Annotated in this window: 17 protein-coding genes; 6 read left to right on the top strand and 11 right to left on the bottom strand. The window is 60.7% G+C overall.

What is annotated here, in order from left to right:
* Positions 1-237 precede the first annotated feature (237 nt).
* The 3 genes from AC54XV_RS05810 to AC54XV_RS05820 form a co-directional block, all read right to left on the bottom strand.
* Positions 238-1,215, bottom strand: coding sequence for a FecR domain-containing protein (locus AC54XV_RS05810; RefSeq protein ID WP_058822488.1), 978 nt, complete (start codon positions 1,213-1,215; stop codon positions 238-240).
* Entirely contained in the window at positions 1,212-1,715 is a 504-nt protein-coding gene (locus tag AC54XV_RS05815; protein WP_004406806.1) for a sigma-70 family RNA polymerase sigma factor, read from the bottom strand. The genes AC54XV_RS05810 and AC54XV_RS05815 overlap by 4 nt, the downstream gene beginning before the upstream one ends.
* Before the next feature lie 310 nt (positions 1,716-2,025).
* Complete coding sequence (locus AC54XV_RS05820) at positions 2,026-2,901, bottom strand: helix-turn-helix domain-containing protein (RefSeq protein ID WP_496718115.1); 876 nt, start codon at positions 2,899-2,901, stop codon at positions 2,026-2,028.
* A gap of 136 nt (positions 2,902-3,037) precedes the next feature.
* Between AC54XV_RS05820 and AC54XV_RS05825 the strand changes: the two genes are divergently transcribed.
* The gene (locus AC54XV_RS05825) at positions 3,038-3,940 is read left to right on the top strand and encodes a DMT family transporter (RefSeq protein ID WP_103712979.1); all 903 of its coding nucleotides are present in this window, start codon (positions 3,038-3,040) and stop codon (positions 3,938-3,940) included.
* A 46-nt stretch (positions 3,941-3,986) separates the two neighbouring features.
* Here the strand turns inward: AC54XV_RS05825 and AC54XV_RS05830 are convergent, their stop codons facing one another.
* Together AC54XV_RS05830 and AC54XV_RS05835 are read right to left on the bottom strand one after the other, a co-directional pair.
* Positions 3,987-4,961, bottom strand: coding sequence for a 2-hydroxyacid dehydrogenase (locus tag AC54XV_RS05830; RefSeq protein ID WP_057457035.1), 975 nt, complete (start codon positions 4,959-4,961; stop codon positions 3,987-3,989).
* Positions 4,962-5,048: 87 nt separating this feature from the next.
* Positions 5,049-5,996 (bottom strand): LysR family transcriptional regulator, encoded by a 948-nt coding sequence (locus AC54XV_RS05835; RefSeq protein WP_004406777.1) that lies wholly within the window; start codon positions 5,994-5,996, stop codon positions 5,049-5,051.
* 183 nt (positions 5,997-6,179) lie between these two features.
* On the opposite strand from AC54XV_RS05835, the gene AC54XV_RS05840 reads away from it, so the two are divergent.
* The 4 genes from AC54XV_RS05840 to AC54XV_RS05855 are packed head-to-tail and all read left to right on the top strand — an operon-like array spanning position 6,180 to position 10,923.
* Positions 6,180-7,661, top strand: a complete 1,482-nt coding sequence (locus AC54XV_RS05840; RefSeq protein ID WP_496718118.1) for an efflux transporter outer membrane subunit — start codon at positions 6,180-6,182, stop codon at positions 7,659-7,661.
* Positions 7,658-9,847, top strand: a complete 2,190-nt coding sequence (locus tag AC54XV_RS05845) for an FUSC family protein (RefSeq protein ID WP_496718120.1) — start codon at positions 7,658-7,660, stop codon at positions 9,845-9,847. Before AC54XV_RS05840 ends, AC54XV_RS05845 begins: the two co-directional genes overlap by 4 nt.
* Complete coding sequence (locus tag AC54XV_RS05850; RefSeq protein WP_004406774.1) at positions 9,834-10,037, top strand: DUF1656 domain-containing protein; 204 nt, start codon at positions 9,834-9,836, stop codon at positions 10,035-10,037. The genes AC54XV_RS05845 and AC54XV_RS05850 overlap by 14 nt, the downstream gene beginning before the upstream one ends.
* A gap of 25 nt (positions 10,038-10,062) precedes the next feature.
* Positions 10,063-10,923, top strand: a complete 861-nt coding sequence (locus AC54XV_RS05855) for an efflux RND transporter periplasmic adaptor subunit (RefSeq protein WP_024661098.1) — start codon at positions 10,063-10,065, stop codon at positions 10,921-10,923.
* Between the two features lie 71 nt (positions 10,924-10,994).
* On the opposite strand, the gene AC54XV_RS05860 is transcribed toward AC54XV_RS05855, so the two are convergent.
* Together AC54XV_RS05860 and AC54XV_RS05865 are read right to left on the bottom strand one after the other, a co-directional pair.
* Positions 10,995-11,813 (bottom strand): SDR family oxidoreductase, encoded by an 819-nt coding sequence (locus tag AC54XV_RS05860; RefSeq protein WP_103359642.1) that lies wholly within the window; start codon positions 11,811-11,813, stop codon positions 10,995-10,997.
* A 15-nt stretch (positions 11,814-11,828) separates the two neighbouring features.
* Positions 11,829-12,293 carry a hypothetical protein gene (locus AC54XV_RS05865; protein ID WP_004406770.1) on the bottom strand — a complete coding sequence of 155 codons (465 nt, stop codon included), beginning with the start codon at positions 12,291-12,293 and terminating at the stop codon, positions 11,829-11,831.
* A gap of 211 nt (positions 12,294-12,504) precedes the next feature.
* Here AC54XV_RS05865 and AC54XV_RS05870 point away from each other — a divergent pair, with 211 nt between their 5' ends.
* Positions 12,505-15,282, top strand: coding sequence for an RHS repeat-associated core domain-containing protein (locus tag AC54XV_RS05870; protein WP_496718121.1), 2,778 nt, complete (start codon positions 12,505-12,507; stop codon positions 15,280-15,282).
* A 158-nt stretch (positions 15,283-15,440) separates the two neighbouring features.
* Here AC54XV_RS05870 and AC54XV_RS05875 read toward each other — a convergent pair whose 3' ends face one another.
* From AC54XV_RS05875 to AC54XV_RS05890, 4 genes are all read right to left on the bottom strand, one after another.
* Entirely contained in the window at positions 15,441-16,892 is a 1,452-nt protein-coding gene (locus AC54XV_RS05875; RefSeq protein ID WP_003415201.1) for a mannose-1-phosphate guanylyltransferase/mannose-6-phosphate isomerase, read from the bottom strand.
* Between the two features lie 119 nt (positions 16,893-17,011).
* Positions 17,012-17,680, bottom strand: coding sequence for an alginate O-acetyltransferase AlgF (locus AC54XV_RS05880; protein WP_004406768.1), 669 nt, complete (start codon positions 17,678-17,680; stop codon positions 17,012-17,014).
* 12 nt (positions 17,681-17,692) lie between these two features.
* Positions 17,693-18,868, bottom strand: a complete 1,176-nt coding sequence (locus AC54XV_RS05885) for an alginate O-acetyltransferase (protein WP_496718123.1) — start codon at positions 18,866-18,868, stop codon at positions 17,693-17,695.
* Between the two features lie 10 nt (positions 18,869-18,878).
* Complete coding sequence (locus AC54XV_RS05890; RefSeq protein ID WP_004406766.1) at positions 18,879-20,435, bottom strand: MBOAT family O-acyltransferase; 1,557 nt, start codon at positions 20,433-20,435, stop codon at positions 18,879-18,881.
* Between the last annotated feature and the right edge of the window lie 177 nt (positions 20,436-20,612).

The following is a 20,612-nucleotide window of genomic DNA, read 5'->3' on the forward strand; positions in this document are numbered from 1 at the left end:
GCGGGGACTTTGCTCACTTTGGTCCCTCAAAGTGAGTCGCCGAGGGGCGAAAAAGTGACCTGAGCCGAACTCCAATCTACCTGACATCGCATAACTGCTGTGTGACGCAGAGCGTCACGAACTGCATTCCAACGCGGAGCGTTGGAACGATAATCGGCGTAGTTTCAATCCTCTATCCGGGCTCTTCAGGACGCGTATGTCACCATGAGCACCGGGCGTGGAAACGAGCAATCACGATCAAACCCGCGCCTGCACGTTCACCCAATACCGCGTGAAGCGCTGCACGCGTACCGGGAGGGCGAGTTCGAGCATGTCGAGGATGCGCTCGCTGTCGGCCAGCGGGTAGCTGCCGGAAATCAGCAGCCCTGCAACCCTCGCATCGCAATTCAGACGACCGCGGCGGTAGCGACTCAACTCTGCGAGAAAATCCGTCAGCCTCATGCGCGACGCCACCAGCATCCCGTCCGCCCAGGCACCACTGCCTGCGTCCAGCGGACGAACCTTGTCCCAGGCATCGCGGCTGAACGTCACCTGCTGGCTGGCGCGCAGCATCAAGCCCGCTCCGCTCTTGCCGGCAGGGGCTATTTCAAGGGCTCCGGCAAACACGGCCAATTGCGTACGCCCATCCAGCTGACGCAGGTTGAAACGACTGGCGCCTGTCGACGCCCTGACCGTGCCTTCCGCGCTCAACAGGTTCAGCGAGCGCGTGTCCGCCGAGGCCGTCATGAGGATTTCGCCCTGCAGCAGTTCAATCAGGCGCTGCTGCGCATCAAAACGCACATCCACCGCGCTGGCAGTATTCAACTGCACCTGACTGCCGTCGCTCAACGCCACCTTGCGCTGTTCGCCCACACCACTGTCGTAGTCGGCCAGCAAAGGTTGCAGGGCAATCTGTTCGCGCAGGCTCCAGCCCGCTGCCGAGCCTGCGCCGAGCAGCAATAGCAGTTTGAGCGCATGCCGACGGCTGGCGGACTTCGGCGCATTGAGTGCCGCATGCGCCAGCGGCGAGGACAGTCCACTCAGGCGCTGGTTGACCCGCTGCATGTGCGCCCATGCCCGTTGGTGCTCGGCGTTGCCATTGAGCCACAGCTGCCAGGCGTGCTGACGGCGGGCATCCAGCGTGCCTTCCTGCATTTCCAGCAGCCAGCCAACGGCCTGCTGTGCCACGGCAGGCGAGATGTCGGATTTGTTCAGGGACTCGCTGTTCGGATTCATAGGGCGAAATAGCAGCGCAGGGCGGCCTTGTGCAGATGACGCTTGACCGTGGCGATGGAGATACCCAGTTCGGCAGCGATCCGGCCATGGCTCAAGCCGTCGACCTGCGACAGCAGAAACGCCCGCTTGACCAGTGCTGGCAGGCCGTCCAGCAGTTGATCGAGTTCGACCAGGGTTTCGAGAATGATCGCCCGCTCTTCTTCCGAAGGCGCCACGCGCTCCGGCAGTTCGGCCAGTGCCTGATAGTAGGCATGCTCCAGGTCCTGACGCCGGTAGTGATTGCACAGCACACGCTTGGCAATCGTCGTCAGAAAGGCTCGCGGCTCGACGATTTGCGCTGTATCGCGTGCGCCCAGCACCTTGATAAAGGTGTCCTGCGCCAGGTCCGCCGCGCTGTGCGGGCAGCCGAGCCTGCGCCGCAACCAGGTCGTCAGCCAGGCGTTGTGAGCCCTGTACAGGCCTTCGACAGTGTGATTGAGAGCGGAGTGGGCGACGGGCATCACGGGGAACAATCCACGGGGACTCATTGGTGGCGTGGATTCTGGCAGACTCTTTTGCGTATGAGAATATTTATCATTAATATTGCGGTTCATTTGTCCCGTTCAGGATCAATGGCGCATATCGCTGGGTTTCGTTGCGACCGGCTTCCCAGGTTTTCTGAATCAATGCAGGCCCGCTGATGGATGTCACCACCGCAAGCCGCCCGCTGCCGGAAAAATGCACGGCAAAAGCCAGAAACAGGTGCGTAATGCGGGGCGAGAGCAACTTCGGCTGGGCGGCAGTTGATGAGCATGGGCAGCGGCGAGCCAGCTATTGGCCTAAAGCCGTTCTGTACTCACCCGGTGTCGCCCCGGTGGCCTGACGAAAACGGTTGCTGAAATGGCTGGCGCTGGCGAACCCGCAAGCCAGCGCGATCTCGCCAAGCGGCTTGCCGGTACTGCGCAGTAACTGGCGCGCCTGCTCGATACGCCGCGCCAGCAGGTACTGGTGCGGCGGCAACCCGAAGCTTTCGCGAAACATGCGTGCGAAGTGGTATTCCGACAGCGCACACAGGCCGGCCAGTTGGCCAAGGCTCAGCGGGTCGGCGAGATGCATTTCGATGAAGTCCACCAGATGTCGGCGCAGATGCGGCGCCAGGCCGCCTTTCAAGCGCAGCCCGTCGCGCAGGCCTGCCTGATTGAGCAGCGCATGGCTGACCATCTCGTGCGCCAGGCTGCTGGTCAGCAGGCGCTCGCCGGGTTCTGCCCAGTTCAGGCGAATCAGCTGCCGGAAGCGTGCGGCTTGTGCGGGGTCTTCCAGAAAGGTGTTTTCCCGCAGTTGCATCTCGCGCGGCTCGCGATCCAGCAGGGTCACGCAGCCCAGTGCAAACTGTTCCGGGCTGAAATACAGATGCGCCAGGCGGATCTCGCCGTTCACTACCCAGGCGGACTCATGACCGGCGGGTAATACGCACAGCTTGCCCGGCGCGCCTTTCTGGTCGGGTCTGCCGCGGCGAAAGGTCCCGGTACCGTCCTCGATATAGCACGACAGGGTATGGTGGGTCGGTGCGTGATATTCCTGCGAGTCGTGCCGATTGTTCCACAACGCCGCCACCAGCCCGTCGCCCAGCGGCGCGCTCTGCTCCAGATTGGCATTGGGTGAACTGTTCAGGGCCTGAAAGACCTGGATGGATTCAATGGCGGACATGACGATTCCTCTAGGATTTGTATCCTACTCGCTGGCGACGCCGCTGCCAGTAGCGCTTGAATCAAATGCGCAAGATTGTGCAAGCGATGGCAGGCCGGCACGCCGCAGACTGATGGCTCATCAAGGAGCCTGCACCATGAACCTCTCGCTTTATCTGCTGACCGTGCTGATCTGGGGCACCACCTGGATCGCCCTGAAACTTCAACTCGGCGATGTCGCGATTCCGGTATCGATCGTCTATCGCTTCGCATTGGCGGCCTTGGTGCTGTTCGCGTTTTTACTGCTGAGCAAGCGGCTGCAACCAGTCAATCGTCGTGGCCAGTTGATCTGTCTGGCGCAGGGCGTGTGCCTGTTCTGCGTCAACTTCATGTGCTTCTACACGGCCAGCCAGTGGATACCCAGCGGCCTGATCGCGGTGGTGTTCTCGACCTCGACGCTGTGGAATGCACTGAACGCGCGGGTGTTCTTTCGCCAGAAAATCGCTGGCAACGTCATGGCCGGTGGCGCGATGGGCCTGCTTGGGTTGGCGTGTCTGTTCTGGCCCGAACTGTCCGGGCACAGCGCCAGCCGCGAGACCCTGATCGGGCTGGGTTTGGCCCTGCTGGGCACGCTGTGCTTCTCGGCGGGCAACATGCTGTCGAGCCTGCAGCAGAAAGCCGGTCTGCGTCCGCTGACCACCAATGCGTGGGGCATGTTCTACGGGGCGACGATACTGGGCATGTATTGCCTGCTGAGTGGCACGCCGTTCAGCTTCGAATGGAACACGCGTTATGTAGGCTCACTGCTGTTCCTGGTGATCCCCGGCTCGGTGATTGCATTCACTGCCTACCTGACCCTGGTAGGACGCATGGGCCCGGAACGCGCGGCTTACTGCACCGTGCTGTTCCCGGTCGTGGCGCTGAACATCTCCGCTTGGGTGGAGGGTTATCAGTGGACCTTGGCTGCCTTGTCGGGGCTGGTACTGGTGATGGTCGGCAACGTGCTGGTGTTCAGGAAGGTCAGACCGGTTGCCGTCGTGGTCGGCGGCAAACTGGCCTGAGTCGGTGGTGATCGTGCATTGCCTGCAGATCGGCAGAGGCGTGGCCTCAGCCTTTCCACACCTGCGGGTTGACCAGATCCTGCGGTCGTTCACCGAGCAGCGCACTGCGCAGGTTGCCGTAGGCGCGGTCGGCCATGGCCTGGCGGGTTTCGGTGGTGGCTGAGCCTACGTGCGGCAGGGTCACCGCGTTCTTGAGCTGGAACAGCGGCGATTCGCTCAGCGGCTCTTTTTCGTAGACGTCCAGACCGGCGCCGCGAATGGTGCCGTTCTGCAGCGCTTCGATCAGGGCGGGTTCATCGACGATCGGGCCGCGGGCGATGTTGACCAGGATGGCACCGGGCTTCATCAGGCTCAGTTCGCGGCGGCCGATCAAGTGCTTGGTCTTTTCGCTCAGCGGTACCACCAGGCAGACGAAATCCGCTTCGGCCAGCAACTGGTCCAGGCTGCGAAATTGTGCGCCCAGTTCCTGTTCGAGTTGGGTCTTGCGGCTGTTGCCGGCGTACAGAATCGGCATGTTGAAGCCCAGACGCCCGCGGCGGGCAATGGCTGCGCCGATGTTGCCCATGCCGACGATACCCAGCGTCTTGCCATGCACATCGGTGCCGAAGTGCGGCGGTTCGATGCTGCGCGTCCACTGTCCGGCCTTGGTATAGGCGTCCAGTTCGGCGACTCGGCGGGCGCTGCTCATGATCAGCGAGAAGCCCAGGTCGGCGGTGCTTTCGGTCAGTACATCCGGCGTGTTGGTCAGCAGAATGCCGCGCTCGCTCAGGTAGTCGACGTCGTAGTTGTCGTAGCCCACCGAGATGCTGGACACCACCTCCAGCCTGGTGGCGCTCTGCAGTTGTTCGCGACCCAGCTTGCGGCCTGCGCCTATAAGTCCGTGGGATTCAGGCAAGGCTTCTGCAAACTGCGCGTTGATATCACCCTGCTTGGGGTTGGGCACGATCACGTTGAAATCTTGCGCCAGGCGCTCGGCCATTTCAGGAGAAACACGGCTGAAGGCGAGTACGGTTTTTTTCATTGGGCAGTCACTCTCGAGCGGTTGAATGAGTAGCACGCTAACATTCCTCCCCGCTCTTTGGCAGCCGCTTTTTGCAGTTGTACGATGTCAGTACGAGGACTTGAGCGCCTGCACATGCAGATCGGCTTCGTCGGCTGCGAGAATTTCCGGCAACGAACCGCGCAGGTATTCAACCCAGGTTCTGATCTTTGCATCCAGATACTGGCGGGACGGGTAGATGGCGTACAGGTTCAGCTCTTGCGAGCGGTAATCGGACAACACGCGCACCAGGGTGCCGTTGCGCAGCCCCTCGATCGCCGAGTAGATCGGCAGGATGCCGACCCCCATGCCGCTGGAAATCGCGGTTTTCATCGCATCCGCAGAATTGACCAGCAGCGGCGAGCTGTTGATGGTGACCATCTCCTGACCTTCCGGGCCATCGAACAGCCATTTGTCCAGCGGGAACACCGGGCTCACCAGACGCAGGCATGCATGATTCAGCAGGTCGGCAGGCTTGTGGGCCATGCCGAAGGTTTTCACGTACTCGGGGGACGCGCACACGATGCTGTAGGTAATGCCCAGGCGCTGAGACACAAAGCCCGAGTCGGCCAGTTCGCTGGCGAGCACGATCGACACGTCATAGCCTTCTTCCAGCAAGTCCGGCACGCGGTGGGTCATGGTCAGGTCGAACGCCACGTCCGGGTGGTTGCGCCGGTAACGGGCAATGGCGTCGATCACATAATGCTGGCCGACGCCCGGCATCGAATGCATCTTGAGCTGCCCGGCCGGGCGGGCATGAGCGTCGCTGGCTTCGGCCTCGGCTTCTTCCACCGAGGCGAGAATCTGCTCGCAGCGCAACAGATAACGCTTGCCTGCTTCGGTGAGGGCAATGCGCCGGGTGGTGCGATTGAGCAGGCGCGTCTGTAAATGCGCTTCAAGGTTGGAGACCGCACGCGAGACGTTGGCGGTGGTGGTATCCAGCACGGCGGCGGCAGCAGTGAAGCTGCCCGCTTGCGCCACGCAGCTGAAGGCACGCATGTTTTGCAGGGTGTCCATGGGTACTTCTCTGAGTAGATGGCAAATTGTGACATGAAGTAACGGATGCATGTATCCAGACCAAAGGATTATCGCCGTTTCAGTAACAAAGATTCACAAATCTCCCTGCTTATCGCCGCATCGAGCGCCGCCTAGAATCGCCGCCATTCAAGGTGTGTCACCTTCTTTCGGGAACTTGCAGCTGTGCCGCGTCGCATCATCAGAGGGCTCTGGCCCGTCGGTATTCTGGCTTTTACGCTGGTCATCAGCGGCTGTATCGGAACACATGGAATCAAATCGCAGGGCAGTCTCCTGCACGCTGACAGCCTGGTCACCGATCAGGCGATTCAGAGCGCTGCCCTCGACGCCCATTGGCCCGCAGCGCAATGGTGGCGTGCCTACGGCGACGCGCAACTGGACTGCTGGGTCGAGATGGCGACGCTGGGCAGCCCGAGTCTGGCACTTGCTGCGGCTCGTGTGCGCCAGGCAAGGGCGATGGCGCAGGTCGCCGAGTCTGCCGAGTCCGTGCAGCTGCAGGGCAACGCCAGCCTGATGCGTCACGACTGGCCCGAGGATCAGTTTTATGGTCCCGGAGCGCTGGCCGATACTCGCACCTGGGACAACAATGCGTCGCTGGGCTTGAGCTACGCGCTGGACCTGTGGGGACGTGAACGCAACGCCAGCGAGCAGGCCGTTGATCTGGCGCATGTGAGTGCTGCCGAGCAGCGTCAGGCGCAGCTCGAATTGCAGGAAAACGTGGTCCGCGCCTATATCCAGCTGTCCCTCGACTACGCCCGACTGGATATCGCCGAAGCGGCCCTGGCCCAGCAGCAACAGATACTCGACCTGGCGCAGCGCCGCCTCAAGGGCGGGATCGGCACGCACTTCGACGTCAGTCAGGCCGAAACCCCGCTGCCTGAGGCGCATCGGCAGATCGATGCGCTGCAAGAGGCCATTGCCCTGAGTCGCAACCAGTTGGCCGCGCTGGCAGGCAAGGGGCCGGGGCAGGGCGCGGCCTTGCAGCGGCCTGCGCTGTCGTTGCACACCGCACTGACATTGCCCTCGGCACTGCCTGCCGAACTGCTGGGTCAGCGACCTGACGTGGTGGCTGCGCGCTGGCAGGTGGCGGCGCAGGCACGCGGTATCGACGTTGCACATGCCGGCTTTTATCCCAATGTCGATCTGGTCGGCAGCCTGAGTTACATGGCCACGGGCGGCGGCGTGCTGGAGTTTCTGACCGGCAGCAAGCTGGGCTACAAGGTCGGGCCGGCCATCAGCCTGCCGATTTTCGACGCTGGACGCTTGCGGGCGGAGCTGGGGCGGGCGTCGGCTGCTTATGATCAGGCCGTGGCGCATTACAACCAGACGCTGGTGATGGCGCTGAAAAGTGTCTCCGACCAGTTGATTCGGCGCGCCTCGATGGACAAGCAGCAGGCACTCGCCGCCGAGTCGGTGGCGTCGGCGCAAAAGACCTACGACATTGCCCTGATCGCCTGGCAGCGCGGCCTGACCGATTACCTGAACGTGCTCAATGCGCGCACGCAACTGTTCCGCCAGCAACAGGTTCAGCAACAGGTCGAGGCCGCGCGACTGGAAGCCTACGCCGGGCTGGTGGTGGCGCTGGGCGGTGACGGGTATGGCAATGGTCATTCCGCACACACCGCCGAGTCCGGGGGCGGGCAATGATCGCCGCTCTGCAACGCATCACCGACCTGCCGTGGCGTCGCGAATTGCACAGTTGGGCGCGCAGTGACGGAGTGACCTGGGTTTACATCTTCAAGGTGCTGCTCGCCGCGTTTCTCACCTACTGGCTGGCACTGCGCCTGGAACTGCCGCAGCCGCACACGGCGATGATCACTGTGTTCATCGTCATGCAGCCGCAGAGCGGACAGGTGTTCGCCAAGAGTTTTTATCGCCTGCTGGGGACGCTGGCCGGATCGGCGATGATGGTGCTGTTGATGGCCCTGTTTGCGCAGAATCCGCTGCCGTTTCTCGGCAGTCTCGCGCTCTGGGTCGGCCTGTGTTCGGCCGGCGCGGCGCGCTATCGCAACTTTCGCGCTTATGGCTTTGTGCTGGCCGGGTACACGGCAGCCATGGTCGGGCTGCCTGCGCTGGCGCATCCGGAAGGTTCGTTCATGTCGGCGGTGTGGCGGGTACTGGAAATCACCCTGGGGATCCTGTGTTCCACGGCCATCAGCGCCGCGGTGCTGCCGCAGAGTTCCAGCGCTGCGATGCGCAATGCGCTGTATCTGCGCTTCGGCGGGTTCGCGCGCTTCGTGGTCAACGGCCTGCGCGGCGACATTTCACGCGCTGAATTCGAAACTGGCAACGTACGCTTTGTGGCCGAAGCCATCGGCCTGGAAGGGCTGCGCAGCGTCACGGTATTCGAAGACCCGCACATGCGTCGCCGCAACGGTCGACTCAACCGCTTGAACAGCGAATTCATGACCGTCACCACGCGCTTCAATGCCCTGCACCAATTGCTCGAGCGTCTGCGTCTCGAACAGGCCGATCAGGTGTTGACGCATATCGATCCCGGCCTTGAACACCTTGCAGAGCTGCTCGACGGATTCGCCGACCGCGCCTTGACCAACGATGACGCGGCGCTGCTGGTCACGCGTCTGGAGTCGTACAGGGCGCAGTTTCCCGAGCAGGTCAGAAGCCTGCGCGCCGAACTGGAGCGCACCCTGCCGAGCGACGCCGAACGACTGGATTTTCACACCTCGTTCGAGCTGCTGTACCGGCTGCTCAGCGAGTTGCTCGACTACGCACGAACCCACGCATCGCTGGCCGACCACAGCCATGAGCGTGAACAGTGGAAGGGCTCGTTCGTACCGCGTACCCACTGGATGACCGCGCTGGCAGCCGGCGCCCGGGCGACCTGCGTGGTCGGGCTGATGAGTGTGTATTGGGTGCTGACGGCGTGGCCCAGCGGCGCGAGCATGGTCCTGGCCTCGGCGGCCACCGTGGCGCTGTCGTCGACCACCCACAACCCCAGGCGTATGTCCCTGCAGATGGCCGGCGGTACATTGCTCGGCGCGCTGTCGGGCTTTCTCGAAACGTTTTTTCTGTTCCCGCACATCGACGGTTTTCCGCTGCTGTGCCTGCTGTTGACCCCGATGTTCGTGCTCGGCGCGTACCTGGGCTCACGTCCACAGTGGACGGGATACGGCCTGGGGTTGCTGATTTTTTTCAGCCTGGGCTCGGTGCCGGACAACCTGACGGTCTACGACCCCTACACCTTCATCAACAATTACATCGCGATGGTCATCGGCATGCTGATCTGTGCCGCTGCCGGGGCAATTATCCTGCCGCCCAACAGCCGCTGGATGTGGCGGCGCCTGGAGCAGGCCTTGCGCAATCAGGTGGTGTTTGCGATCAGCGCGCCGCTCAAGCGTCTGGGCTCAAGCTTCGAAAGCCAGACTCGCGACCTTATGCATCAGGCGTACGGCCTGGCGATCGGCAAACCGCTGGTACAGCGCGAGCTGTTGCGCTGGATGTTCGTGGTGCTGGAAATCGGCCACGCCATTATCGAGCTGCGCCATGAACAGGCGCTGCTGCCGATTCACCCTGCCTACGCCGAGTACCAGCCCTGGCGCATCGCGCTGCGAGTCATGGGGCGCGCCTTGGTGCGGCTGTTCATTCAGCCTGATGCGGTCAATCTGCAGCGCTGCCTGTCGGCAGTCGACCAGGCCATCAAGCGGGTGCAGGAGGCTGATGAACCCTTCGCCTCGCATTTCGATACGTCGGTGCTGCGCCGGGTAAAAAGCTACCTGCACTTTATCCGCACGTCGCTGCTGGACCCGCAATCGCCGCTGGCCGCTTACAGCGTTGCGCGAACCGCTTCAGGAGTCGTCCATGCCGCCGCGTGAAATAGCCTTCCACGGCCTGTACATGCCGACCCTCACGCTGATCTTTCTGCTGGCCGTGGTTCTGGCATGGGCGCTGGATCGACTGCTGGCCGGTTTTGACCTGTATCGGCATTTCTGGCACCCGGCCCTGCTGCGTCTGAGCCTGTTTATCTGCATCTTCGGCGCGTTGGCGCTGCCCCTTTATCGTTGACGCCTGAGTCGGGAAAAATCTCTGGATGAAAAAGCTCTTCAGTCTGTTTGCCACGTTGCTGGTGCTGGCAATCGCGCTCTGGATCGGTCGCGCGTTATGGGTCGACTACATGGATACGCCCTGGACTCGCGATGGTCGGGTACGCGCCGACATCATCAACGTGGCTGCCGATGTGTCTGGCACCGTGGTCGATGTCCCGGTACATGACAACCAGTGGGTGAAACGTGGCGATCTGCTGATGCAGATCGACCCGGAGCATTACCGGATCGCCGTGAAGCAGGCGCAGGCGTTGCTGGCTTCACGCAAGGCGACCTGGGAGATGCGCAAACTGAATGCCAGGCGGCGTGCCGATATGGATGAGCTGGTCATCTCGGCAGAAAATCGTGACGACGCGAGCAACGTTGCCACCTCGGCCCTGGCCGATTACCAGTTGGCCCAGGCGCAACTGGAGGCGGCCGAACTCAACCTGTCCCGCACGCGGGTACTGGCGGCGGTGGACGGTTACGTCACCAACCTCAATGTGCATCGTGGTGACTATGCGCGCATCGGCGAAGCGAAGATGGCCGTGGTCGACATGAACTCGTTCTGGGTCTACGGCTTCTTCGAGGAAACCAAGTTGCCGCACCTGAAAGTGGGCGACCCTGCGGATCTGCAACTGATGAGCGGCGAGGTGCTCAAGGGCCATGTCGAAAGCATCGCCCGCGGCATCTACGACCGTGACAACCCGCAAAGCCGCGAACTGATCGCCGACGTGAACCCGACCTTCAACTGGGTGCGCCTGGCCCAGCGCGTGCCGGTGCGTATCCATCTCGATCAAGTACCGCAGGATGTGTTGCTGGCGGCGGGGATGACCTGCACGGTGATTGTCAGGCCGGTAGACGGCTGATACTTGAGGACGCAGAGCGTCCAGAACGGCATGCCAACGCGGAGCATTGGCACGATAGTGACAAGGCTCGGCTACAGATCAGCGTTCAGCCCAAAGCGTTTTCTCAGGCCCATATCCAGCAGCCCTTTGGGCAGCAACCACGCCATCAGCGGCAGCAGGCGTGAGCCGTTGCCCAGGCGCAGCAGGCGCGGCGGATGGGCGTGTTGCACGGCCTTGAGCAGGTCGCGAGCGAATTCGGTGACGGGAGTAGGATTGTCCAGAGAAGCCCTGGCGCGTGCACGAATGCCTTCGCGAATCGGCCACCACGGCGATTGTTCGCTGATCAACTGCTCGGCTTCGTGGCTGGCGTTCTGTGCAAAGCTCGACGCGATCGCGCCGGGCTGAACCTCCATCACCTGTACGCCGAACGGCGCCAGTTCCAGACGCAGTGCATCACTGAGCGCATGCACCGCCGCCTTGGAGGCGCAATAAGCCCCCGCGAACGGCGTGACCAGCACACCGGATACGCTGCCGATGTTCACCACCAGACCCTTGTTGCGGCGCAGTGCCGGAAACAGCGCCCGGGTCACCCCCACCACGGAAAACACATTGGTTTCGAACTGCCGCTGCAAAGCCCGCACACCGCCGTCGAGCAGGGGACCCATCGCGCCATAGCCCGCGTTGTTGATCAACACATCCAGGCCGCTGTGCTCCAGACCGGCGGCCAGTTGCTCCAGCGCCAGGCTGTCGTTGACGTCCAGTTGTACGGCGATGAAACCGGCTGCACTGAGTGCCGCGACATCGTCGGCCTTGCGCGCAGTGGCCCAGACTTCATAGCCGGTGGCCTTGAACGCGTCGGCCAGAGCACGGCCGATTCCGCTGGAACAGCCTGTAATCAAAGCGATGGGCATGGGAGATCCTTGTGGTCAGTCCGAGAAACTGCCTTGTAGATGTTCTGCGCGAAATTCCAGGGTTTGCGGGCGGTACCCGTTACGCAGTGCCGGCACCGGCACGCAATCCTGCCACGTGCCATTGGCCTGAAGTTCACCGGGGCCGCGATAGCGTGCGGACGCGTAGGTGTTGTCGGTCAGATTCACCGAATCCCCGGGCGCATAGGCCGCGATACGCCAACGCAGTTCCTGCAGGGTGACCTGATTGGTATTGGTGATGCTGACCTGCAACGGACGATCTGCCGGGCAGCCTTGCGGATCGTAACTCAGGCGGATATCCAGACGCTCAAGCTGGCGTGTTTCCCGACTGTCCTGCCAGATGACGATGGCCGCCACCGCGCCGAGCGCGACCGCCGCAGCCAGCGAGACGGGCAGGGCCTTCGCCGGATAACGGAGCAGAAGGATCAGCCAGGTGAGGATTAACAGGATGCCGATCAACATGCGGCGGGTCTCCAGCAAGATGCAATGTCAGAGATACTACAGACATTGGGCAGGCGTTGACCAATGGGCAAGGCATCGGCGCGGAGAGCGCTGCAGTCTGCCCTTGTTGTGCCACTGTCATAAGTGTCAGTAGGCGCTACGGCGCCACTTATCTAGAGTGTGGGACAGCGCGGAATCTTCCAGCTTCGTCGGACTTATGCAGGTGCCAGTCATGGTTGAACGCTCGATTGCCCTTCATCAGCACACGCCTGCATTACAGTTGGTGGACCCGCGCGGCTTGCCTGTGGCGTCGATTTTGCTGCATCGCTCGAGCATCGACCACGAGCCGGAACTCCGTACCAGCCAGGCGTCATTCGACCTTGCCAGTCGACCTGTCAGCCATTGGGATCCGCGCCTGTGGGCTGATCGGGCACCTGCCAATCTCAGCGTCATTCATTCGCTCGGCGGTCGGGTTCTGGCCAGCGACAGTGTGGACGCTGGCTGGCGAGTGTTGCTGGCGGGGGAGGCCGGGCAGGTAGTGGAAGCCTGGGACGCTCGGGGCGTTGTGCGACGTACCCAGTACGATGCGCTGCTAAGACCCACCGAAGTTTTTGAAGATGAGCTCTGCGTTGAGCGCTTGCTTTATGGCGGCGCTGATTCGACCGTGTATAACCAGTGCGGTCAGTTGATTCGTCATGATGATCCGGCAGGCACGCGGCTTGATGATGCGTACGGTCTTTCGGGAAGTGTTATTCGTCAAACGCGGCGCTTTCTGCACTCTGCCAATGAGCCTGACTGGCCCGAGTCGCTGACCGGGCGTGATGTCTTGCTGGAACCCGGCGACGGCGCAACCACCTGCTGGCACTACAACCCGTTGAACGAAACAATTCGGCAAATCGATGCGCAGGGCAATGTTCAGTTGCTGGATTACACCGTTGCGGGGCAGTTGAAAAACAGTCGTTTGCAACTGAACTGTCAGGCTGAACAGGTTTTGGTCAGTGCCATTCAATACGACGCGCAGCAGCGGGTGGTGTCGGAAACGGCTGGCAATGGTGTGATCAGCACGGCGCTCTATGCCACTGAAGACGGTCGTCTGCTGGCGTTGAGTGCCAGACGGGCCGATGGGCTGATGCTGCAGGACTTGCTGTACGACTACGACCCGGTCGGTAATGTCATCCGTATCGAGGACCGCGCTCAGTCAACGGCTTATAACCGCAATCAGCGCATTGATCCTGTTTCGGCCTATGGCTACGACACGCTGTACCAACTGATCGAAGCCACAGGTCGGGAATCAGCGGTCGTCAATCACGGTCCGGTGTTTCCGGGTTTTCAAAGCCCTGCCGACCCTGCGCAACTGGCCAATTACACCCAGACCTACCGCTACGACGCGGGTGGCAACCTGCAACAGCTTACCCATATAGGCGCGCAGTCCCATTCGCGAACGCTGGTGACTGCGCGTTACAGCAACCGCAGTCTGCCGGTGATCAATGACCATATACCCGATGAAGCAGAAATCGCTGCAGCCTTCGACGCCAATGGCAATTTGCTCGCCCTGCAAGCCGGGCAAAACCTGAGCTGGGACCGGCGCAACCAGTTGCAGCAAGTGCGTCCAGTGGTTCGCGATGACGCTGCGGACGACAGCGAACGCTATATATACGACGCCAGCGGCCAGCGCCTGCGCAAGGTGCGTACCACGCAAGCCAAAACCATTACCCATACGGCCGATGTGCGTTACCTGCCCGGTCTTGAAATCCGTACCGATACGGCCACTGGCGAAACCCTGCATGTTGTTGTGGCCCAGGCCGGGCGTAATAACGTGCGCGTGCTGCATTGGGCGTATGGAAAGCCCGACGCGCTTGAAAATGATCAGACTCGCTACACAGTGAACGACCACCTGGGGTCCGGCACGCTGGAACTGGACGGGCAGGCGCAGCGTGTCAGTCAGGAAAGTTACTACCCGTTTGGCGGAACATCATGGTGGGCAGGTCGAAATGCCATCGAAGCGAACTACAAGACCGTGCGTTACTCGGGCAAGGAACGCGATGCGACAGGGCTTTATTATTACGGGATGCGGTATTACGCGCCGTGGTTACAGCGCTGGATCAATCCGGACCCGGCCGGGCTTGAAGACGGGCTTAATCTATACGGTATGTTGAGAAACAATCCGCTCACCTTCATCGACGCTGCGGGAGGAGTCGCTGAAATCCCCAAGCATATTCATTACATCTGGTTGGGCGCTGCGGAACCACTGATGAAGCACCTGGGAGGGATTGAAAACACTTCTGTGCTGAACCCTGACTATCAATTGACGCTGCATCTGGACCTGCGAACGGGTGATGAAACGGAAATAGTTGCAGCGCTGCGCGGGCGAAGGAACGTCCATATTTCCGATCTCAGGGAAGAAGAATTTTTCAGAAAATTCCAGAAAACCCCGTCGTCCGAGATTTATAAGGATTTGTATGGGGATGACCCTCGACACTACTCGGCAGCCAGTGACGTGCTTCGCTACAGCTTGATCAACCATTATGGCGGTATTTATTCGGACACGGACGACATGTTCAAGCGCGGTGTCAGGGATACCGATTTCATTCCCAAGCCCAAGAGGATTTTCACGATGCGCCCGACGGACACACCTTGGAACCGGGATGAAATCGTGATTAACAATAATTCGTTCGCGTCACCTGCCAACAATCCGGTGCTGAGCACCTTGGAAAAGGAGATCGTCGACCGGTACAGCGTTTATCGTGAGACGGGCCTTGGCGCAGTGCTCAGTAGCACCGCCGATGTGAATGACAGGATGAGAATCGTTTCTGCTGTCACGGGGCCCAGGGTGTTCACAGAGGTATTGCTTAAAGAGGGGCGCGGGCTGAGCAAGCTGTTTTCAACGATGATCGATCACCATATTAAAGGTAAACCATTAAAAAACCCGAAGCGTTATCAGGCAGAAGCCCAAAAAAGAATGCCACTCTCGAACTTCATAAAAGTGGGAGGCAGCCACTCATGGAAATAGCGCCGGTGAGGCCGTATGAGCAACCTGAATATGAGAACCATCTGTTACAGGGCAATGATGGTCTGGATCTCACGATAAAAAGCCCTCGACAACACGTTGCGGGTAAGGCTACGCAACGTGTTGCCGAGGGCTGTTTCACTTGCAGCTAAAAGCGTCTGTCAGCGAGCGATAGTCTGGGTCTTCACACCCGCTTCAAGCGCGTTCGAACGACCATAGATGTCTTCGAAACGCTCGATGTCGTCTTCGCCCAGGTAGCTGCCCGATTGCACTTCGATGATTTCCAACGGGATCTTGCCCGGGTTGCGCAGGCGATGGACCGAGGCGATCGGGATGTAGGTGGACTGGTTTTCAGTGAGCAGGAACACGTTCTCGTCACAGGTGACCTGCGCAGTACCGGATACCACGATCCAGTGTTCGGCGCGGTGGTGGTGCATCTGCAGCGACAGGCAGGCGCCCGGCTTGACGGAGATACGCTTGACCTGGAAACGACCGCCCATGTCCACCGAATCGTAGGAGCCCCACGGACGGTACACTTCGAGGTGGTTCTGGGTCTCGGTGCGGCCCTGTTCGTTCAGGGTGGCGACCATCTGCTTGACGCCCTGGACCTTGTCCTTGTGGGCAATCATCATCGCGTCCTTGGTTTCGACGACCACAATGTTGTCCAGACCGATCACCGACACCAGTTTACCGTTGCCGTGGATCATGCAGTTGCGGCTGTCCTGGATGACGACGTCGCCCTTGGTGACGTTGCCGTTGGCGTCCTTGGCGTTGACTTCCCACAGCGACGACCAGCAGCCGACATCGCTCCAGCCGGCCGACAGCGGCACAACGCAGGCGCGCTGGGTTTTTTCCATGACCGCGTAGTCGATGGAGTTGTCCGGGCAGCAGGCGAAGGTCGAGGAGTCGATTTCAAGCGCGTCGCCGTCCTGCACGCTGCGCTCGAGGGTCAGCAGGCAGGTGTCGTAGATGTCCGGATCATGCTTTTTCAGCTCTTCGAGGAAGCGGCTGGCGCGGAACAGGAACATGCCGCTGTTCCAGTAGTAACCACCGGCTTCAACGAACTCCTTGGCGCGTTTTTCGTCAGGTTTTTCGACGAACTGCGACACGCGGCTGACGCCTTCCGGCAGCAGGGCATCGGCGGTGGACTTGATGTAGCCGTAGCCGGTTTCAGGCTTGTTGGCCGGTACGCCGAACAGCACCATTTCGCCGCGTTCTGCGGCGACGGTTGCCAGTGCCAGTGCACGTTGCAGGGCTTTCTGGTCTTCGATGACGTGGTCGGCTGGCAGCACCAGCATCAGGCCGTCATTGCCTTCATTGACCAGCTTCATGGCGGTCAGTGCAACGGCGGGTGCCGTGTTGCGGCCGAACGGTTCCATGAGGATCGCCTGGGTTTCCAGGTTCAATGCAGCGAGCTGCTCGTTGACGATGAAACGGTGGTCCTTGTTGCAGACCACGATAGGCTCCTGCATGCCCTCGAACACCAGACGCTCCAGGGTTTGCTGGAACAGGGTGTGCTCGCCGGTCAACGCCAGGAACTGTTTAGGGAATTGTTTACGCGAAAGCGGCCAGAGTCGTGAACCACTACCGCCTGACAAGATAACTGGAATCATTTTGTTTCTCCAAAAGCATTCAATTAGGGCTGTACGAGGTGTCTGTCGTTTCTGTCTTGTTCTTGTTCCGCGCGGGCCGGTTCAGTGCTGATGCCCTGAACCGGCCGGCATAATCCGTATTAGCGGGTTGCGACCGGTGGCTTGACCCACACTGGCGAGAGGCTGCTGCCACTGCCGGTGATGTAGAGCACGGCGGCTTCGCCACGCTCCAGCGCCACAGGTTTCACATCGGTGACTTTCTTGTCGCCGTCGTACAGCGCCAGGCTGACCTTGACCGGGTTGATTTCACGCTCGCCGATGCCTTTTGCCGCTACAGCCTTGACCACATCGGTCTTGCCGTCAGCGGTTTTCAGGGTCAGGGACTTGTCGCTCAGGTTCTGCACACGAACCAGGGATTTCTGCTTGTTCTTGAACGGTGGCTCTTCGACCAGCTGTGGTTTGCCGCTGGCGTTGTTGACGATGGTGTAATAGTGATCACCGGCCAGTTTCACCGGCAGGCTCTGGCTGCCCAGCTTGGCGGTGTAGTCGCCCTGCGGCATGAAGCTGAACGCAGTGCTGCCCAGTGGCGCCACTTCGTTGAGGTTGGTGTTGCCGACGGTGGCGTTGATTTCGGCGTTGCTGGCGTTGTAGACACGCACGAAGGTCGAGCCTTTTGGTGCGGTCGGGCCGTACAGGGCGGAGTCGCCGGCGAAAGCCTGCAGGGACATCAGGCCCAGACCTGCGGCCATTGCGCAGGTTTTGAACAGGCGTTTTGCGGCCGAACGGTTGGCAGTAGTGTTGAAAGTCATGAGTCAGTCCTCTCAGTTTTGCGCCCGGTTGGGCGACTCGGATTGTTTGGCGTTGAGCGCCACGTTTTCTTGGGTGTCACGCGATTTCTTCAGCTCGGCGATCCACTTCGGATCGAACTCGCCAAGATCGTTGTGTGCTGGCAGGTAGCGCTCCGGGAATTCCCAGATCACCACTTGCGGCGGGGTGTTCTTGAAGGCATCGGTCTGCAGGTACTTGAGCATCGGCAGGATCGGGCCATGGCCGTCTTCGGCGTAGTTGACGACATCGCTGCGCAGCGCTTCTTTCAAGGCGCCGACGAAGTTCCAGTTAGGGTTGGCGCTGTAGCTGGTGCCCACCAGACCCACCGGGATGTCGCTGTCTGCGAACAGCGCGTCACCGCCTGCCGCTTCGCCTGCTACCGGATCGGTACTGCGTTTCTGCAACTCGTCCGGCTTGGGCAGCATGTTGCTGAACAGCGGATCGAGCGGCAGGAATGTAGTCAGGTCACCCTTGTAGGCTTCGGTTCCCTTGGCTTGTGTGACGAACTGCTCAGGTTCGCCTTCCAGTGGCGTTTTCTGGGCAATCGCGGCGCTCAGTTGCTGCGCGGCGACTTCGGCACCCATTGGCGTCCAGTGCGTGTCGGTACGCAGGAAAACCTGGCCCTGTTGCTTGGCAGCCTGCAGCGGCGCCAGCAGGTCCGGGGCAAAGATCCCGGCCTTGGCGACCTGAGCGTGGAACTGCTGATACAGGTCGGCGTGCAGGCTGGCAGGCTTGCTGTCACCGATGTGCTCCGGGTACAGACGGGTCTTTGCCGGAACGATCGCCAGGACCAGCTTGGTGCCCTGTTTTTCCAGCGCGTCACGCACACCCTGAATGATCGCCAGGTTGTCGGCTTCGTTCTGCTCGCCGTTGGCAACCGCGTCGAACTCTTCGTCGGTGTACAGCCACTGGTCCTTGCCGAGCACCACGCCCGGACGACCTTCGTTGAACAGTTTGAAATCCAGCGCCGCCCAGAGGTTGGTGCCCAGGCGCTTGATCGGGAACTCATCGTCGTAATGAGTTTCCGCCGCCTTGGTCCACTTGCCGTTGAGCACAGTGGTTTCCGCCGACGTCGAGAAGGTGCTGAAACTGCGCAGCGACCAGATCCCCAGGACCAGCAGAATGCCCAGAAAGAGGGCGATATAGAGGATTCGTAATGAACGGGTCATGTCAGGCTCCTCAGAACTGGAAGTAAAGGAACGGCGAGAAGCTTTGCGCCGAAAGTTTGAGAATCGAAGCCACGAACAGCAGCAGGATCAGTGCGCGCATGGCGTAACGTGGCCAGTCGGCTTCCCAATAGGCCGGTTGCACTTGAGCTTCGCTGCCCACGGTGTAGCCAGGCATATGCAGGCTGCCAGGCGCGTCGCCAGGAACTGCCTTGATGGTGCCCGGTTGAGCGGTTGCAGGACCGTCGGCCTTGGTGCTCTTGCCGGTGTCTTTTTCGCGGTTCTGGTAGAAGTCGCGCAGACCGAAGAACGCCAGCGTCAGATAAGCCACCACCAGCGTTGCCACTTGCAGACCGGTCAGGCTGGCGCGGTTCAGTTCCGACAGCTGCCATTCGCCGAAGCTGAACATGGCGCCGTACATACGACCGGCAACGTGCAGGTTTTCAGCGCGGAAGATGACCCAGCCGATGATCACCAGCAGGAAGGTCAGTGCCCAGCGAATTACATTGAAGCTGTAAGGCTTGGTGTTGATACCGACCGCTTTTTCGATCGCCAGCCACATGCCGTGCCAGGCACCCCAGATGATGTAGGTGACGTTGGCACCGTGCCACAGACCGCCGAGCAGCATGGTCAGGAACAGGTTGCGGTAGGTCGCGACCTTGCCGCCACGGTTGCCGCCCAGGGTGATGTACAGATAGTCACGCAGCCAGGTGGACAGGCTGATGTGCCAGCGACGCCAGAACTCGGTGATCGACTGGCTGATGTAAGGCTGTTTGAAGTTTTCCATGAAGCGGAAACCCATCATCAGACCCAGGCCGATGGCCATGTCGCTGTAACCGGAGAAGTCGAAATACAGCTGCGCGGTGTAGGCCAGCGCCCCCAGCCAGGCATCGCCGGTGGTCGGGTTCTGCAGGGCGAAGCAGTGGTCGGCGACCACGGCCAGGGTATCGGCGATGAACACTTTCTTGATGAAGCCCTGCATGAAGCGCGTGGCACCTTCGGAGAACTTGTCCAGCGTGTGGGTACGGTTGTTGAACTGGTCGGCCAGATCACGGAAACGCAGTACAGGGCCGGCGATCAGGTGCGGGAAGATCGCGACGAATGCAGCGAAGTCGATCAGGTTGCGCGTGGCCGGGGTGTCGCCGCGGTACACATCGATGATGTAGCTGATGGACTCGAAGACATAGAACGAGATACCGATCGGCAACAGTACGTGAGTCAGGATGAACGGTTCCAGACCCATCGAGGTCATGGCTGCGTTGATGCTGTCCACGCCGAAGTTGGCGTATTTGAAGTAGCCCAGAATGCACAGGTCCACAATCACGCCAAGCAGCAACCACTTCTGTGCCGGCTTGGTCCGCACGCCTGCTGCGCCCACCTTGAGACCGATCCAGTAGTTCCAGACGGTCACGCCGATGAACAGCGCCAGAAAGTCCACTCGCCACCAGGCGTAGAAGATATAGCTGGCAATCAGCAGCAGCAGATTGCGATAGCGTTGCCCGCTCAGATAGTACAAGCCGAGGAAGATCGGCATGAACAGGAACAGGAACACGTTGGATGAGAAAACCATCCTTATCTCTCCGTTTGTCCAACATTCAAGGGCTCAAAGCCCCCCCAAACCCCCCGTTGAAATTGGGGGGTAAAACACGTCGCGTTACGGCTTGTCGGTGAAGCAGCTCAGGCGAGGTCCGGTCTTACGGATTTAGCGCCTGGGCGTGCCTCTTCGCGAGCAAGCTCGCTCCCACAA

It is taken from the genome of Pseudomonas fragariae (ex Marin et al. 2024) (genome assembly GCF_059621105.1).

Bases quoted from the DNA above. Each gene is read 5' to 3' on its own strand.
- AC54XV_RS05835 (WP_004406777.1), bottom strand. From the start codon at position 5,996: ATGGACACCCTGCAAAACATGCGTGCCTTCAGCTGCGTGGCGCAAGCG.
- AC54XV_RS05855 (WP_024661098.1), top strand. From the start codon at position 10,063: ATGAAAAAGCTCTTCAGTCTGTTTGCCACGTTGCTGGTGCTGGCAATC.
- AC54XV_RS05810 (WP_058822488.1), bottom strand. From the start codon at position 1,215: ATGAATCCGAACAGCGAGTCCCTGAACAAATCCGACATCTCGCCTGCC.
- AC54XV_RS05845 (WP_496718120.1), top strand. From the start codon at position 7,658: ATGATCGCCGCTCTGCAACGCATCACCGACCTGCCGTGGCGTCGCGAA.
- AC54XV_RS05880 (WP_004406768.1), bottom strand. From the start codon at position 17,680: ATGACTTTCAACACTACTGCCAACCGTTCGGCCGCAAAACGCCTGTTC.
- AC54XV_RS05815 (WP_004406806.1), bottom strand. From the start codon at position 1,715: ATGCCCGTCGCCCACTCCGCTCTCAATCACACTGTCGAAGGCCTGTAC.
- AC54XV_RS05885 (WP_496718123.1), bottom strand. From the start codon at position 18,868: ATGACCCGTTCATTACGAATCCTCTATATCGCCCTCTTTCTGGGCATT.
- AC54XV_RS05865 (WP_004406770.1), bottom strand. From the start codon at position 12,293: ATGTTGATCGGCATCCTGTTAATCCTCACCTGGCTGATCCTTCTGCTC.
- AC54XV_RS05890 (WP_004406766.1), bottom strand. From the start codon at position 20,435: ATGGTTTTCTCATCCAACGTGTTCCTGTTCCTGTTCATGCCGATCTTC.
- AC54XV_RS05825 (WP_103712979.1), top strand. From the start codon at position 3,038: ATGAACCTCTCGCTTTATCTGCTGACCGTGCTGATCTGGGGCACCACC.
- AC54XV_RS05820 (WP_496718115.1), bottom strand. From the start codon at position 2,901: ATGTCCGCCATTGAATCCATCCAGGTCTTTCAGGCCCTGAACAGTTCA.
- AC54XV_RS05870 (WP_496718121.1), top strand. From the start codon at position 12,505: ATGGTTGAACGCTCGATTGCCCTTCATCAGCACACGCCTGCATTACAG.
- AC54XV_RS05860 (WP_103359642.1), bottom strand. From the start codon at position 11,813: ATGCCCATCGCTTTGATTACAGGCTGTTCCAGCGGAATCGGCCGTGCT.
- AC54XV_RS05850 (WP_004406774.1), top strand. From the start codon at position 9,834: ATGCCGCCGCGTGAAATAGCCTTCCACGGCCTGTACATGCCGACCCTC.
- AC54XV_RS05875 (WP_003415201.1), bottom strand. From the start codon at position 16,892: ATGATTCCAGTTATCTTGTCAGGCGGTAGTGGTTCACGACTCTGGCCG.
- AC54XV_RS05830 (WP_057457035.1), bottom strand. From the start codon at position 4,961: ATGAAAAAAACCGTACTCGCCTTCAGCCGTGTTTCTCCTGAAATGGCC.